Here is a 14,012-nt window from a genome sequence, read left to right on the forward strand (position 1 = left end):
GTTCAGTTGATATTGTTACAACCCGGTATTTGCTATGCTTCCCGGATTAATAAAAAATTGTGATGTTGTACTTTTTATTAAGTGAAGGAAAATGATTTTATGGCAGGATTGATGTATTTTTTTGTAAGAAACTTTATATACAACGTATATTAGCTCATCAACACAAGATTAATTTTTTTCTTATGGATCAGACCGTTTCAAAAGAACAAGGCGATATCAATACAGGTAGCTTAAGAGCTCAATATGTTGACAGCCTGAATGAAGAGACACGGCATTGGCTGGAAGAAGATGAAAAATATTTTTTGTATCAGGCATTGTCTACACCGGTGATGAATGTACTGGCAAAAACCGAAGGCGCATGGATTGAAGATATGCAGGGCAGACGTTATCTAGACCTCCACGGCAATGGGGTGCACAATGCCGGCTTCTCCAACCCGGAAGTGATAGCTGCGGTACAAAAGCAGTTAGAGGAAAAGCTGGCGTTTACCCCGCGCCGTTATACCAATATCCCGGCTATTGAGCTTGCAAAAAAACTGGTTGCCATAACCCCGCTGGAACTTACCCGTGTATTGTTTTGCCCCGGTGGTTCTGAAGCTATTGAAATGGCTGTTGCTTTAGCCAAACATGTAACCGGAAGGTGGAAAACAATTTCTTACTGGGATTCCTATCATGGCAATGGATTTCAGTCGTCCAGCATTGGTGGTGAAGAGCATTTCTCTACTGGTATGGGACCCATGATGCCCGGGGCATTTCATATTGAATTTCCAAACTATTACCGTAACCCGTGGGAACTGAAGGATGAGGAGGCTATTGACGAACAATACCTGCGTCAACTGAAGATCATCCTGCAAAGAAATCCTGACATAGCCGCTATTGTTGCCGAACCCATCTCTTCCACGCCGGTAATACCATCGCAAAGGTACTGGCAGCAGATCAGGGAAATTTGCGATGCGAATGGTATCTTCCTCATTTTCGATGAAATTATTGAAGGGCTGGGAAGAACGGGCAAATGGTTTGCCTGTGAGCATTATGTAACACCCGATGTGCTGGTGCTGGGCAAATCGCTTGGCGGAGGATTGCTGCCCCTTGCAGGTATTGTAACCGAAGAAAAGTATAATGTTTTGCAACACCGTTCCATCGGTCATTTTACGCACGAAAAGAATCCTTTGTCGGCCACGGCAGGGCTTGCAGCTATTCACTATATCGAATCGCATGAGCTGGTAAAAAATGCAGCAACGCTTGGCGATTATTTACTGGAACAGCTTCTTGAACTCAAAAAGCGCTTCCCTGTTATGGGCAATGTGGCCGGTAAAGGGATGCATCTCGGTATTGATCTTGTTAAAGACCCGGTTACCAAAGAGCGTGCAACTTTGTATGCAGAACAGATCATGTACGATTGTTTGGAACAGGGTGTTGCATTTAAAGTAATTGAGGGTAATATCTTAACCCTGCGCCCTTCGCTGATTATTACAAAAGATGATTGCGACTTCATCGTTCGCTCACTTGAAATTGCATTTGGGCGGAATAAAGTGTACTAACGTTAAATTAACCTAATATGCTGTATGTTCTTTGTGAGAGGGGAAAGGACAAAGGTGAGCATTTCTTTTATCCAAACTCAGGTCCGCATATAGCATACAGCTTACTGCTCGTTCCGCGAAAAGGATTTTCCGCTTTGTACATTCTTGTAAAATAACGTTGCGTGCTGAATCCAATAGCAGTTAATGAATGCATCAGTTCTTCTTTATCACACAACACATCCACAACAACCGGTTTGCCCGTAAGTTGGTTCAGCGCATGCAACATAAGTACATTCGCATCCGATTGCGTTTGTGCTATTACGGGTCCTATGTGATGGTATTTGCTTCCGTCTCTTCCCAGTGCAAACCCTGTAACATGATTATTTTGTAACAGTACCCATGCTTTATGAGGGTGGGTTCTTACCAGCATTTCAATTAGCGGCGTTCTGTTAACGCCAAAAACAATTTCATCCAGGACAATGATTTCCGGAATATGTTCTAACGGGATTGGTTCCGGCAATGCACCACTACCGGGAATGGCTATTTTTTGGGAGGCTGTATTCATCATTCTTGCAATGCGGTATTCGTCTTTAAATCCAAATTTTTTATACACCTGCTGCCCCTGGGCTGTGGCATCGAGCTTAACCGAAGGGAAGTGTTTCAATTTTCCAAAAACATGGTCAAGCAGTAATTTGCTTATTCCTCTTCCCCTGTACGCTTTATTTACCAGCACCATTCCAATCCAGGCAAGCCGGCCGGAATAATTAATGGCCATGGTTGTTGCAATGATTTCTTTTTCACATACAGCCGCAATACAAATATTCCGGGGATCTGCTATAAAAAAATTCCAGTCGTTTGCCGTTTGGTTCCAGCCTTCAGCAGCAGATAGTTTCATTGCAGCCGGGGTATCACCTGCCTGCATAGGTCTTACTATGATGGAGTTGGCTTCCATTGAGTGATGCTTTTAGCTTATCCTTCTTCTGTATAATTCATATCTTTTTTAAACGTTTCTTCAAGATAAAAAAGTGCAACTATCGCCAAAGCATAAGCGATCAATCCTACGATTAATGCACCGTAAATGATTCCTGCATAACTTTTCATCAATATAAAAAGAGCCGTTAGCGGTATAACGGTAGCCCTTACAAAATTGGGTATGGTGGTGGCAACTGTTGCCCTGAGATTGGATCCGAAAAGCTCCGCTGCAACGGTTATAAAAAGTGTCCAGTAACCACTTGAAAAACCCAGGCAGGCGCAGATCACATAGAACCATGTAGCAGTATGGAAAGGAGCCAGCAGGTAAATGATCACCAATGAAACGGAGATCAGTATAAACAGCAGGATGGCTTTTTTCCTGCTCTGCAAATACTGGCTTAAAAATCCGCTGACGAGGTTTCCTGCTACCTGTCCCGAAAAAGCAAGCATTACCGCTTTGCCGGCGTTGATGGGCTGATCGAGCCCGAGCGCCTGTCCGAATTCGGGAGAAAAGGTAATTAATATGCCCACCACAAACCATATAGGCATTCCAATAACAATTCCATTGATATATTTTAATAGCCTCTTTTTGTTGTTCAGCAGCATGAACACATTGCCCCGCTTGATTTTTTGCGCTTTCAGTTTTATAAAGATGCCCGACTCAAACACCCTGATGCGTAAAACCATCAGCAGCAGCCCTAATCCGCCTCCAATAAAATAGGATATCCGCCAATCGAAAAAATACGATACAAGATAGGCGAGCAATGCACCCATTACCCCCATAGTGGCTACTAACGTAGCGCCATAACCGCGGATTTTATTCGGTAAAATTTCCGACACTAATGTAATGCCTGCACCCAGTTCACCTGCAAGTCCGAAGCCGGCAATAAACCGCAATACTGCATAAGCACCCACAGAAGTCACAAATCCGTTGCCGATATTGGCTAAAGAATAAATTAAAATGGAACCGAACAATACAGACAACCTGCCTTTTCTGTCGCCCATAATGCCCCATACAATTCCGCCAATCAGCATGCCCGCCATTTGCAGGTTCAGTAACATGAGCCCGTCTTTCATGATACTTTCGCCGGAAAGGTTTAATGATTTTAAACTGGGCACACGAACAATGCTGAACAGAAATAAATCGTACATGTCTACCATATACCCAAGTGCCGCCACCAGCACAGGAAGCCGTAACAGGTGCTGAACAGTGGTTCTGGAATCTGCAGGTATGGCCGCAGTTGCCAAAGAATCCTTTATCATCATATTTAATGGTTGCTTTTAGAGAGGCTTCAGGTTTCAGGTTACAGGTCTCGGGTTACAGGTTTCAGCTCCTGAAACTTGCAACTTGTAACCTGCACTTCTCTAACTTATAAACCCAAAACTTCCAAACTATAAACTTCTCATCCCTTTGTTTGTTTTGCACTTGTCAGCTTATACAATTTTCCGTCTGCTTTGGTTAATATATACAATTCACCTTGCGCATCCCTGCCAAAATGCAGGTCAACCCGCTTGCTTCCGCAAGCTTCAACAAGTGTTGTGGAAGCTCCGTCAATCGCAATGCTCCATTCTTTAATGGAAGCTTGTTCTCCCTGTTTTATATCGGCGGCGTTGATGTAGAATAATCTTCCCGACGGGATATCACCAAAGAAATATTTTCCTTTCAACTGTGGAATCTCATGACCCCAATATTCCAGCCCTCCTGAAATAGCAGCACCCTCGTCATGATCAAATTCAGCAACGGGATAAGTGATCTTATACACACTATCGTTTGCAGGCAGCGGGTATACATCATTGATATCTCCGTTGAGGTCTATAACAAAACGGCCTTCCCTGGCAGGCCAGCCATAATTCTTACCGGGAACAATAAGATTTACGGATTCAATATGATGCTGACCGATATTACAGGCCAGCATTTTACCATCCGCGCTCCAGCTAATCCGGTGCGGGTTCCTGAAGCCATAAGCATAAATTTCTCCGGACGTTTTATTTTTAGAATTTTGAAACAATGGATTGCTTTTGGGAATACCGTAGTGACCGTTAGCGCTGTTCCTGCCCAGCGGATCTATGCGAAGAATGGTGCCCCATATTTTGTCTTTGTCTGCTGCTAAAAAAGGATAGCCATTTTCAACACTGCCGCCATCTCCTACACCAATATACAGGAGTCCATAATCTTCATTGCCGGGTTTCGCAAGCGGGTTAAAAGTAATTTCCTGTATGCCGTGAATGCCACCCACCATATCCGCTCTGAACAACTCGCGGCTGGTTCCTGCAAAGATATCAGCAGCAGGATCTTTTGCTTTCCATTCTGTTACTACCCATTGTACTGTTGATTTAATAGAATCGTTGTAGCTAAATTCGGCTTTTATTGTACGGGGCGGTTCGGTATGCGTGGTATAAAAGAGACCATTTTTTGCAAAGTTGGGATGAAAGGCGAAACTGCCCAGTCCTGTAGCCAATCCCGGCTGATGAATAAACGCAGGCTTCAGTTTGATGATATCCATATACAGCACAGGCTTTCCATCCTTTATTTTATATAGTTTTCCGTTAAGGTCATTTACAAATAAATTGCCGGTAGCGGGCTCAAAGTCGAGCTTGGTAATTCGCGCCAGCGGTTTTTTGCCCTCAGCCGAGGTGGCAGGGAATGTTGTAACCTCTTCAAGATTCACTACCAGTCCGCTAAATTTTATTCTTTCAGGAATAGGATCAGCCAGTCCTTTATCGCTTCCTTTCTTTTTCTTTCCCGATGAGTGCTCTACATTCATAAAAGCGATGAGTGCATTTACATCATTATCCTTGAGGCTGGCAAATGAGGGCATCATGGTTTTGTATTCCTTAAATAATTGGGTTGCCCGTTCATCGCCCGATGCAATGGTTTGTTCGGGATTAAGGATGAAGTGACGTAACCATTCTACAGAGACTTCAGTGGTTATACCTGCCAGCTTTGGTCCAATACCATTTTGCTGCATATTGTGGCAACTGGCGCAATATTGATTAAACAGGGTTTTGCCGGATGCAATGACCGTAGAATCTGCCGGGATCGTATCCTGGTGCGATGATGAACCCGAATGGCAGGAACAGAAAAAAAACAGCAAAGGAAGGAGCGCAATTTGAATGATCGGTATTCTTTTTTGCATTGTAGATAAATGTAGTAGTATATGATAGTTTGTATGTTTTCATAGGAGGATCATAAGGCACATAGGTTCACATAGGGTTTGGTATTCTAATGTTCTTTAAGTAAATCGTTTTTTCTCTTCTATTGTGTTCCTATGTTCCTACTGTGTCTATGTGTTAGTGTATTTTTTCAACACGTAGAAGGATCATAGACACATAGGCTTGGATTTCTGATATTTTTTAAATAAATGGTTTTTCTTTCTATTGTGTTTCTATGTTTCTACTGTGCCTATATGTTTGATGTTCTTTTTCCCACATAAGATCATAATTGGTTTTTCTATTCTCAATTATAATCTCGGGATGGTTAGTCCTCCGTCTACCATAATTACCTGCCCGGTTGAATACATGAAATCGCCTTTTGCAAGTACTGCCACCACCTTGCCCACATCTTCCGGCTGGCCCCAGCGCTGTTGTACGCATAATCCTTCCTCAATCATTTTGTCGTATTTTTCTTTCACACCTGCTGTCATATCGGTACGGATGATACCAGGTCTTACTTCAAAAACAGGGATATTAAATACTCCCAGTCTTACGGCAAACAACTGTGTTGCCATGCTAAGCCCGGCTTTTGACAGACAATATTCTCCCCGGTTTACAGATGCCACTGTGGCCGACATGGAAGAAATGTTGACGATGCATCCATTGAAAGTGCCATCTTTTTTCTTTTGCTCAATCATCCAGTTGGCGGCTTTCTGCATAAGAAAATAGCTGCCTTTTAAATTGGTGTTCATCACTTCATCATAACTTTCTTCCGTTGCTTCCAGTATATCGTTGCGCTGCCTTGGCGCCATCCCGGCATTGTTTACGAGTACGTCAAGTCTTTGATAGTATTTTTTTACTTCATTGATCATATTTTCCCTGTCTGCAGATGAAGCTATACTCCCGCGGCAATAGATTACATCGTTGCCATAGCTTTTTAATTGCTTTATCGCGTCTTCCACATCCTCCGCCGGGCGCATGCCATTAATAGCCAAATCAAAACCATTTTCCGCCAACTGTGTGGCAATGCCAAAACCAATGCCCCTGCTGCCACCTGTTACTAATGCTACCTTTTTCATTATAGTGGATAATTTAAAGTTCCGGGATAGTTACCCAGCATCTTTTGCTCCAGCTTTCCAATCCTTTTTCTGCGAGCTGCACGCCTTTCACACCTTCACGCAAATCCCAGGGAAAAGGTTCATCCTTTACAACATGTTTTAAAAACAGTTCCCACTGCACTTTAAAGGCATTATCGTAAACCTCCTGTTCGGGTACTTTCGACCAACCTTCAAAAAAATTAATCGGTTGTGCTATGTCCGGGTTCCATACCGGTTTGGGTGTATTGCCATAATGCTGGATATAACATTCGCGTAAACCCGCCACAGCAGAACCTTTTGTGCCATCTACCTGCAGCGTCAGCAGGTCATCACGTCTAACCCTAACCGCCCAGGAAGAATTGAATTGCGCAATAATGCCGTTTTCCAGTTCAAATGTAGCATAGGCGGCATCGTCTGCTGTGCATTTGTAGGTGTTACCCTGCTCATCAACTCTTTCGGGAATATGCGTGGCGCCCAGGCAGGATACCGCTTTCACTTTTCCAAACACATTGTCGAGCACATAACGCCAGTGACAAAGCATGTCAACAATAATACCACCGTCATCTTCTTTTCTGTAATTCCATGATGGTCTTTGTGCAGGAATAGAGTCGCCTTCAAATACCCAGTAACCAAATTCGCCGCGTACTGAAAGTATTTTACCAAAGAAGCCCTGCTGGATGAGACGCTTAAGCTTTACAATACCGGGCAGCCACAGTTTATCCTGCACTACACCATTTTTTACACCGGCATGTTTACACAACTCATATAATTCCATCGCTTCTTTTGTGTTCACCGCTATGGGCTTTTCGCAATAAATATGTTTCCCTTTTTTTACTGCTTTACGAACCGCGTCTGCACGACGTCCGGTAGTTTGAGCATCAAAGTAGATGATATTATGCGGATCTTCCAGCACCTCATCAAGATTGGTACTGCTTTTACTGATGCCGGTTAAAGCACAAAGTTTTTGTAATTTATTTTCATCACGGCCAACCAGCACAGGGTCGGGCGTAATGACCTCGCCGGCGCCAATTTTTACGCCGCCTTGTTTTATGATTTCGGCAATGGAGCGCAGCAAATGCTGGTTGGTGCCCATGCGCCCGGTAACGCCGTTCATGATGATGCCTATATTATGCGCTTTCATATTGTAATTTGTTATCGTTTTGTTTTCATCTTTCAGCTCACGTTTGCAGGTCACAAGTTTCAGGTTGCAGGGCAGAGCTTGCAGGTTTAAGGAGTTGGTTCAACTTTTTACCTTTCATCTTCTGAGCTATAAGCTTTCAGCCGTCAGCTATGAGGTAAATATTACCTAATGATCGGCTTGATACTCCTTTTCTTCACTTTTCACCTCTCACGTCTCTCTTCTCACTATTCACTACTCACTACTCACTTTAAGAGCGTTCCCTGTACGCTTTAATGATCTTCTTTAAAAATTCCGCCTGGTCTTCTTTCCAGAAAGTATTGGAAAAAATTTCCACTTCATTAAATCCGTTAAAACCCGCGGCTTCCACCCACGACCTGATTTGTTTAACAGGAATGCAGCCTTCGCCCATCAGGCCCCTGTCGAACAATAAATCCCTTGTTGGTGTTTTCCAGTCGCAAATATGAAAAGCCAGCAGGTGTTCATTGTTTCCGCAGCGTTTTATTTCCTGCTCAAGTTGCGGATCCCACCACAGGTGATACACATCAACCGCTACACCCACCCAGGCAGAATGCAACGCTTCCGCCATATCATTCGCCTGCGCCAATGTATTAATGGCCGAACGGGTATCTGCATACATGGGATGCAGCGGTTCTATGGCCAGCTTTACGCCGGCGGCTGATGCATCAGGAATTATTGCAGCAATGCCATCGTGGATCTGTTTTCTTGATTCTTCCAACGGCTGAGAAGGATCAGCGCCACAAACCAGCACGATCATGGGTGTTCCCAAGTCGGCGGCTTCTTCAATCGCTTTCCTGTTATCATCCATTGCCAGCTTTCTTTTGCCTGCATCTTTATCAGCAAAAAATCCTCCGCGGCAAAGAGATACGATGGTTAAATCATGCTCACGCAGCAGGTTGCCGGTTTGTTTTATATTTCTTCCTTCCAGTGCATCGCGCCAAACGGTAATACCTTTAACCCCGGCAGCAGCATAGTTTTTCGCAGCTTCTTCTATATTCCATGGTTTGGTAGTAATGGTGTGTATACACAACCGGGAAAGATCGGTATGTTCTTTTATCTTCATTGAATATTAAAAAAGGTATAGTACGGTTCATTATTGATTACCCTTTGTAAATAAAGAGCTGCCTCACGGGCATGATAATCGCCCCACATACTCGATTCTCCATAAGGAATTTTACTTCCGGGTGGTATATGATCCCAGCCGTTGGGACGGTGATAAATGGAATGCAGGATCAATCCCTGGTGATTTGGATTTGTGCTCAGGTAGGGCTCATCAAGCAGGGTATCCAGCACCGTTAGCCCTGCCTGCCAGTAGCGAATACCGTTTGCTGCATCTCCCTTGTCCTGCAGGTATTTGCCGAGCCTTAGCAATCCCTGTGCTGCAATGGCAGCGGCCGAGCTATCCACGGGTTCAAAATCATTAAAGGGATCGGCGGGTTTGTTTAAATAATCTCCTATTTTATTCAAACCAGGAGCCCCTGTATCCCAATACGGAATTCCATCAGAGGGAGTATGATCAATATAAAAATCGCAGGTTGCTTTCGCACCTTTAAGCAGGAGCGAAATAATATTTCCTTTTTTGGCATATAGGGCAATGTCATTTTCACTTATCGTGTCGAACCATTCGAGTTCTTCCGCAAATCCGCACATTGCCCATGCCAGCCCTCTTGTCCAGGTACTGAAACCGGTATAACCCTGCTGTGAATTGGGGCAGCGGAAATTGCCGTCTTTTACATTAAAGATGCTTTCATGCGCAGTGCGCCCCCAAACATCGTATATATCACGCCCTTCATTATAGAATATGGAATATTTGCCCGTGGCTGCCAGATGTTGAATGGCACGATCCAGCAGGCTGATCTTTTGATCGCCTTCAGCCTGCAAAAAATGACCGAGAGAATGACTTACTATTAGCGCCCGAACAGAACGGATGGTATCTACAAAAAGAGAGTGCGGACCATTGAACGAATAAATGTAGCCACCCTCTTTTATGCTTGTCCAGCGGCTTGCCTGCACGGCGCCGGAAATTTTCAGGGCCAGCGTATAAAAACTCTTTTCCCATTCACTATAAGGAATTTTGCCTTCGTGCATCAGGCGCAGTAAGTTGCCATAAGTGCTTACATTATTAAATCCATGATCGTGCACGCCTGTATGACTGATATGGGGCGCCATGGCAGCAACCGTTTTATTGCGGGCAAGTTCCAGTAACGGTTTTTCCCCGGTAGCATCATATTGTAAAATAGCGGAGCCATATTGAAAGCCCTGCGTCCATTCCGTCCATCCCCTTGTGGTATAATGGCCATTTATGGTAAAAACCGGAGAGCCTTTAGATGAATCATAATCTTTTTCAATAAGGGCAATTTTCTTTTCCGAGATATCCCAGAATTTTTTCAGTTTATTGTTGCAGCCGGATGCCTGTAAGTTTGTTTTTATTTTTATCATTAATGCCTGCTTAAAAAAATTATTTAATCCTTGTCATATTGGCGGGAGCATTTCACCTGCATACGTATTTTGGATGCAAAAGATATAATTTTTATGCCGTATAGAATAGAACTAATTCATTTTTTTAGAGCAATAATGAAAGTTGGGAAGGGAGCGATAACGGAATATTAACGCTCTGTTGCAGTATGGGTTGTTGTTTTTTGGGAATAGAATACAACGAAGATGCCTGACAATGATAAGATTGCGGAAATAAAGTAAAAGCAAAGGCTTACTGAAACAGCCATATCATTATTTAGCTGAAGTATGGAAGCCGCCCAAACGATGGCAATTTCACGGGCGCCTAACCCGCCTATACTGAAAGGAAAAAGCGTGGATAGTGATGATAAAAGAAATATGGTAAAATAAGCGAAATAAAATTCGTGGCAGCCCAAGGCTTTTAATATAAATGCAACGGAAACAAGCTGGCAGCTTTGTACCAGTAAAGCTAAAAAATGTGTTTTGAAGAACCGGGCACTATGTGTGTGGAAAAAGAAACGGATAACAAAGTAATATATAATGCTGCCTGCCACAAAACCGCCTGCTATCAGCCAGGTATAATTATTGAACAGCGGAACAAATAAAGATAATGATACAATAAGAAAGCACAGGGCCCATAATCCGCTCAGGCGGTCAAAAAAAACAGCACTGAAAATTTGTTTGGACGCTGTGTTGTATTGTTTGCGAAGGGTTAGTATTTTATACCCATCGCCTCCAATGCCCCCCGGTAAAAAAATATTATAAAACATTCCCTGTATGTACAATATAATATTGTGCTTAACAGATATGGGGAGCCGGATGTTTTTAAAAAAATTCAGCAGGCGAAAGGAAGAGATGAATTGCGAAAGCGCAAAGAAAAGCAATGCCGGTGCAAAAAGCCATACTATTGCATTGTTCCATATGCGGGATAAGGCATTAAGATCAACTTTAGTATAAACAATCCATAAAGTAAGGCCTGTAACAGCCAGCTTTAAAAATACTTTAATGATATTCCAGGCTCTTTTCCTGTCCATGTACAATACGTCTGATCTGGTATGTTTTTTTATTCCCGGCTTCAAAGTAAATGCGGATGCTGATCTCTGCCAAAAATCCCAGGGTAATTAATTGTATACCACCCAGCAAAAGCAACAATCCCAGAATCAGTAAAGGCTTTCCCCATATATCATGTCCCATCATTTTTAAAACAAGGAGGTATATATTCGTGATCAACCCTATACTGAACATAATAAAGCCAAGCGTGCCAAACAGGTGCATGGGCTTTTGTATATATTTTCTGAAGAATATCATGGTAATGAGATCCGACATTACCCTGAACGTTCGGCCGAGCCCGTATTTTGATTGTCCGTATTTGCGTGGATGATGTTTTACATCTACCTGCACAATACTGGCGCCCTGTAGTTTGGCCAGCACCGGGATAAAGCGGTGCATTTCGCCATATAATCCAAGGTCATCCGCAATTTCTTTTTTGAAGATCTTCAAAGTACAGCCATAGTCTTTAATATGCACACCTGTAAATTTCCTTATAAAGTAGTTCGCCACCCTGCTGGGTATTTTGCGTAAAATAAACCCATCCTGCCTGTCTTTACGGTTGCCTGCCACTACATCCCAGTCTTCCGACTTTAATTTATCAAGCATAAACGGGATATCGCTGCTGTCGTTCTGAAGGTCGCCATCCAGTAATGCCACATACCTGCCTGTTGCATGATGAATACCGGCTGTCATGGCCGTGCTTTGCCCGTAATTTTTTCTCAGCTCAATCAGGGTGATCCTTTCATCAGCTATTTTCCGGATTGCTCTTGGCGTGCCATCTGTTGATCCGTCGTCTACAAAAATTACTTCGTAGTCAATGCCCGACAGATCATATTTTAATTTTCTTACGAGGGGGCTGATGTTTTCCCGTTCATTTAAAACAGTTATTATAATAGATAGTTCCGGAGTCATAAAAAATGTTTTTAAGGTGAAATTTTCAGAAGGTACAATCTGTCGAGCGTTTTCGGCCGGGTAGCCGGATTTAAGAAGGCAAGTTTCAACCGGGTAATATGAAAATGTTCGCTTTCGATCGTTTCCGCAACCGGTACCTGGCTCTGTTTTAAGGAGTCCAGTCCTGGTGCATCGGTAAGAAGCCAGTATGCCCTACCGGACTTGTTTATAATTTCCTCAAGAGAGAACGTTGGTGCAAGATGTTCGGTATCGAAATCAAATGCAAAATTATAGGTATTATAATAATAAACATCGGCCGGGTCAATTTGTTTTTCCCGCGAAAGCTTAGCCAGGTTCAAACCACCCTCATAACGCAGTAATTGAGGGTAAAAAAAGCCATTCAGTATAATATTTACCAATGCAATACCGGTAACGCTTACAGCAGTGATCTTAGAGAGTGGCTTTTGCCTGCTAAAGGTGCACCAGCATATAAACAAAAGTGCTGCTAATGCGAGTGTGCAGACCAAAGCAATATGAACAGGGAAAAACCATATATACAATACCGCAATAAGTATTACCATTAGCAGGGAAATACTTATCTGGAGCCTTGAAATTACATTTAGTATTTTCCTGTAACCATGTTGATCATCCAGCTCTACCAATTTTGCAGCGGTTAAAACAGCAAGAAAAGGGAAAATAATATTGAGGTAATGCGGAAGCTGAAACCGGGAAGCTGAAATTAAAATGAAAACAAATACAATGGTACCGATAGTAAACGCTTCTGCGTTTTTTGCAAAAGCAAATTTCGTTACCCACAAATTTTTTATGCGGCTCGCCGCTGCATAATAAGCCAGCAGTGCCCAGGGCAGAAATGCCCATAGCAGCGTATGGAAATAAAAAAAATAATCCTTTTTACCTCCGCCCCAGTTTTCCCCTTCCAGCCTTTCTATGTTCTGTCCCCATAAAATGAATTGTATACCCGAAATATGGTTCATTCCCCTGATCTCTTTTTCAGGATGAAGATCAAACTGGAGGTAATAACAGTATAATACCGGAAGCATAAAAACAATGGTGCACAATGCAACGATTACCCATTTGATATGGAAAAGCTGCGAAAAATCGCGTTTATACAGCAGGTAGAAGAACAAGGCTCCACAGGGAATAGCGATGCCTGCCATGCCTTTGGTAGAAAAGCCTAACGCCATAAACAAGGCTGCTGCTATTGCGTTATACCATTTTTTTGCGATGGTGGCTTCAAGCAATTGCCAGGAGGCTAAAATAATGCAGGCTGTAAGAATGGCGTCCATACGTACATCCATGCAGGCGAGTATGAAGGCCTGGGAAGAGACCAATATTAATGCGGCCAGCTTGCCTGTTTCTGCATTATACAGCCGTTTCCCTGTTTTATACGTTGCCCATGCGCCGGCGATGCTAAAAAGCAATGAAGGCAATTTATACGCAAAGGGAGTAACTCCAAATATGTGGTAGCTTGCTGCGGCCAGCCAAAATAATAAATGAGGCTTGTCTAAATAATCTTTTCCACGATCAATTAAATCTACATAATTATGGTGTTGATACATGTGAAGGGCGATGTTGGCATGATGAGAAGCATCGCCATTCATCAGGGGCAGAAATAATCCCAGCAGGTAACATATGCTAACAATAAAAAGTAAAAGGATGTACTGCCTTTTACCTGAGAAAGGAAACATAACAGTAATG

The 14,012-nt window shown here is 43.0% G+C and carries 11 protein-coding genes; 1 reads left to right on the forward strand and 10 read right to left on the reverse strand.

What is annotated here, in order from left to right:
* Positions 1–182 precede the first annotated feature (182 nt).
* Complete coding sequence (pbfA, locus tag FRX45_RS03590) at positions 183–1,538, forward strand: (R)-1-hydroxy-2-aminoethylphosphonate ammonia-lyase (RefSeq protein WP_152267042.1); 1,356 nt, start codon at positions 183–185, stop codon at positions 1,536–1,538.
* 67 nt (positions 1,539–1,605) lie between these two features.
* Here pbfA and FRX45_RS03595 read toward each other — a convergent pair whose 3' ends face one another.
* The 10 genes from FRX45_RS03595 to FRX45_RS03640 form a co-directional block, all read right to left on the reverse strand.
* Entirely contained in the window at positions 1,606–2,469 is an 864-nt protein-coding gene (locus FRX45_RS03595; protein WP_152267043.1) for a GNAT family N-acetyltransferase, read from the reverse strand.
* A gap of 17 nt (positions 2,470–2,486) precedes the next feature.
* Positions 2,487–3,755, reverse strand: coding sequence for an MFS transporter (locus FRX45_RS03600; RefSeq protein WP_226804926.1), 1,269 nt, complete (start codon positions 3,753–3,755; stop codon positions 2,487–2,489).
* Positions 3,756–3,892: 137 nt separating this feature from the next.
* Positions 3,893–5,626 (reverse strand): PQQ-dependent sugar dehydrogenase, encoded by a 1,734-nt coding sequence (locus FRX45_RS03605; protein WP_152267044.1) that lies wholly within the window; start codon positions 5,624–5,626, stop codon positions 3,893–3,895.
* 324 nt (positions 5,627–5,950) lie between these two features.
* Complete coding sequence (locus FRX45_RS03610; RefSeq protein WP_152267045.1) at positions 5,951–6,721, reverse strand: 3-ketoacyl-ACP reductase; 771 nt, start codon at positions 6,719–6,721, stop codon at positions 5,951–5,953.
* Positions 6,722–6,734: 13 nt separating this feature from the next.
* Entirely contained in the window at positions 6,735–7,880 is a 1,146-nt protein-coding gene (locus FRX45_RS03615; protein ID WP_152267046.1) for a Gfo/Idh/MocA family protein, read from the reverse strand.
* Between the two features lie 247 nt (positions 7,881–8,127).
* The gene (locus tag FRX45_RS03620) at positions 8,128–8,961 is read right to left on the reverse strand and encodes a sugar phosphate isomerase/epimerase family protein (protein WP_152267047.1); all 834 of its coding nucleotides are present in this window, start codon (positions 8,959–8,961) and stop codon (positions 8,128–8,130) included.
* Positions 8,958–10,337: a glycoside hydrolase family 88 protein gene (locus FRX45_RS03625; protein ID WP_152267048.1), complete on the reverse strand. Its 1,380-nt coding sequence runs from the start codon at positions 10,335–10,337 to the stop codon at positions 8,958–8,960. Before FRX45_RS03625 ends, FRX45_RS03620 begins: the two co-directional genes overlap by 4 nt.
* Positions 10,338–10,504: 167 nt before the next feature.
* On the reverse strand, positions 10,505–11,386 hold the full coding sequence (locus tag FRX45_RS03630; protein ID WP_152267049.1) for a lysylphosphatidylglycerol synthase transmembrane domain-containing protein: 882 nt from the start codon (positions 11,384–11,386) through the stop codon (positions 10,505–10,507).
* Positions 11,355–12,314: a glycosyltransferase family 2 protein gene (locus FRX45_RS03635; protein WP_152267050.1), complete on the reverse strand. Its 960-nt coding sequence runs from the start codon at positions 12,312–12,314 to the stop codon at positions 11,355–11,357. Before FRX45_RS03635 ends, FRX45_RS03630 begins: the two co-directional genes overlap by 32 nt.
* An 11-nt stretch (positions 12,315–12,325) precedes the next feature.
* Entirely contained in the window at positions 12,326–14,002 is a 1,677-nt protein-coding gene (locus FRX45_RS03640; RefSeq protein ID WP_152267051.1) for an ArnT family glycosyltransferase, read from the reverse strand.
* Positions 14,003–14,012 lie beyond the last annotated feature (10 nt).

Source organism: Agriterribacter humi (assembly GCF_009192765.1).
In the GTDB taxonomy this organism is placed as follows: Bacteria; Bacteroidota; Bacteroidia; order Chitinophagales; family Chitinophagaceae; genus Agriterribacter; species Agriterribacter humi.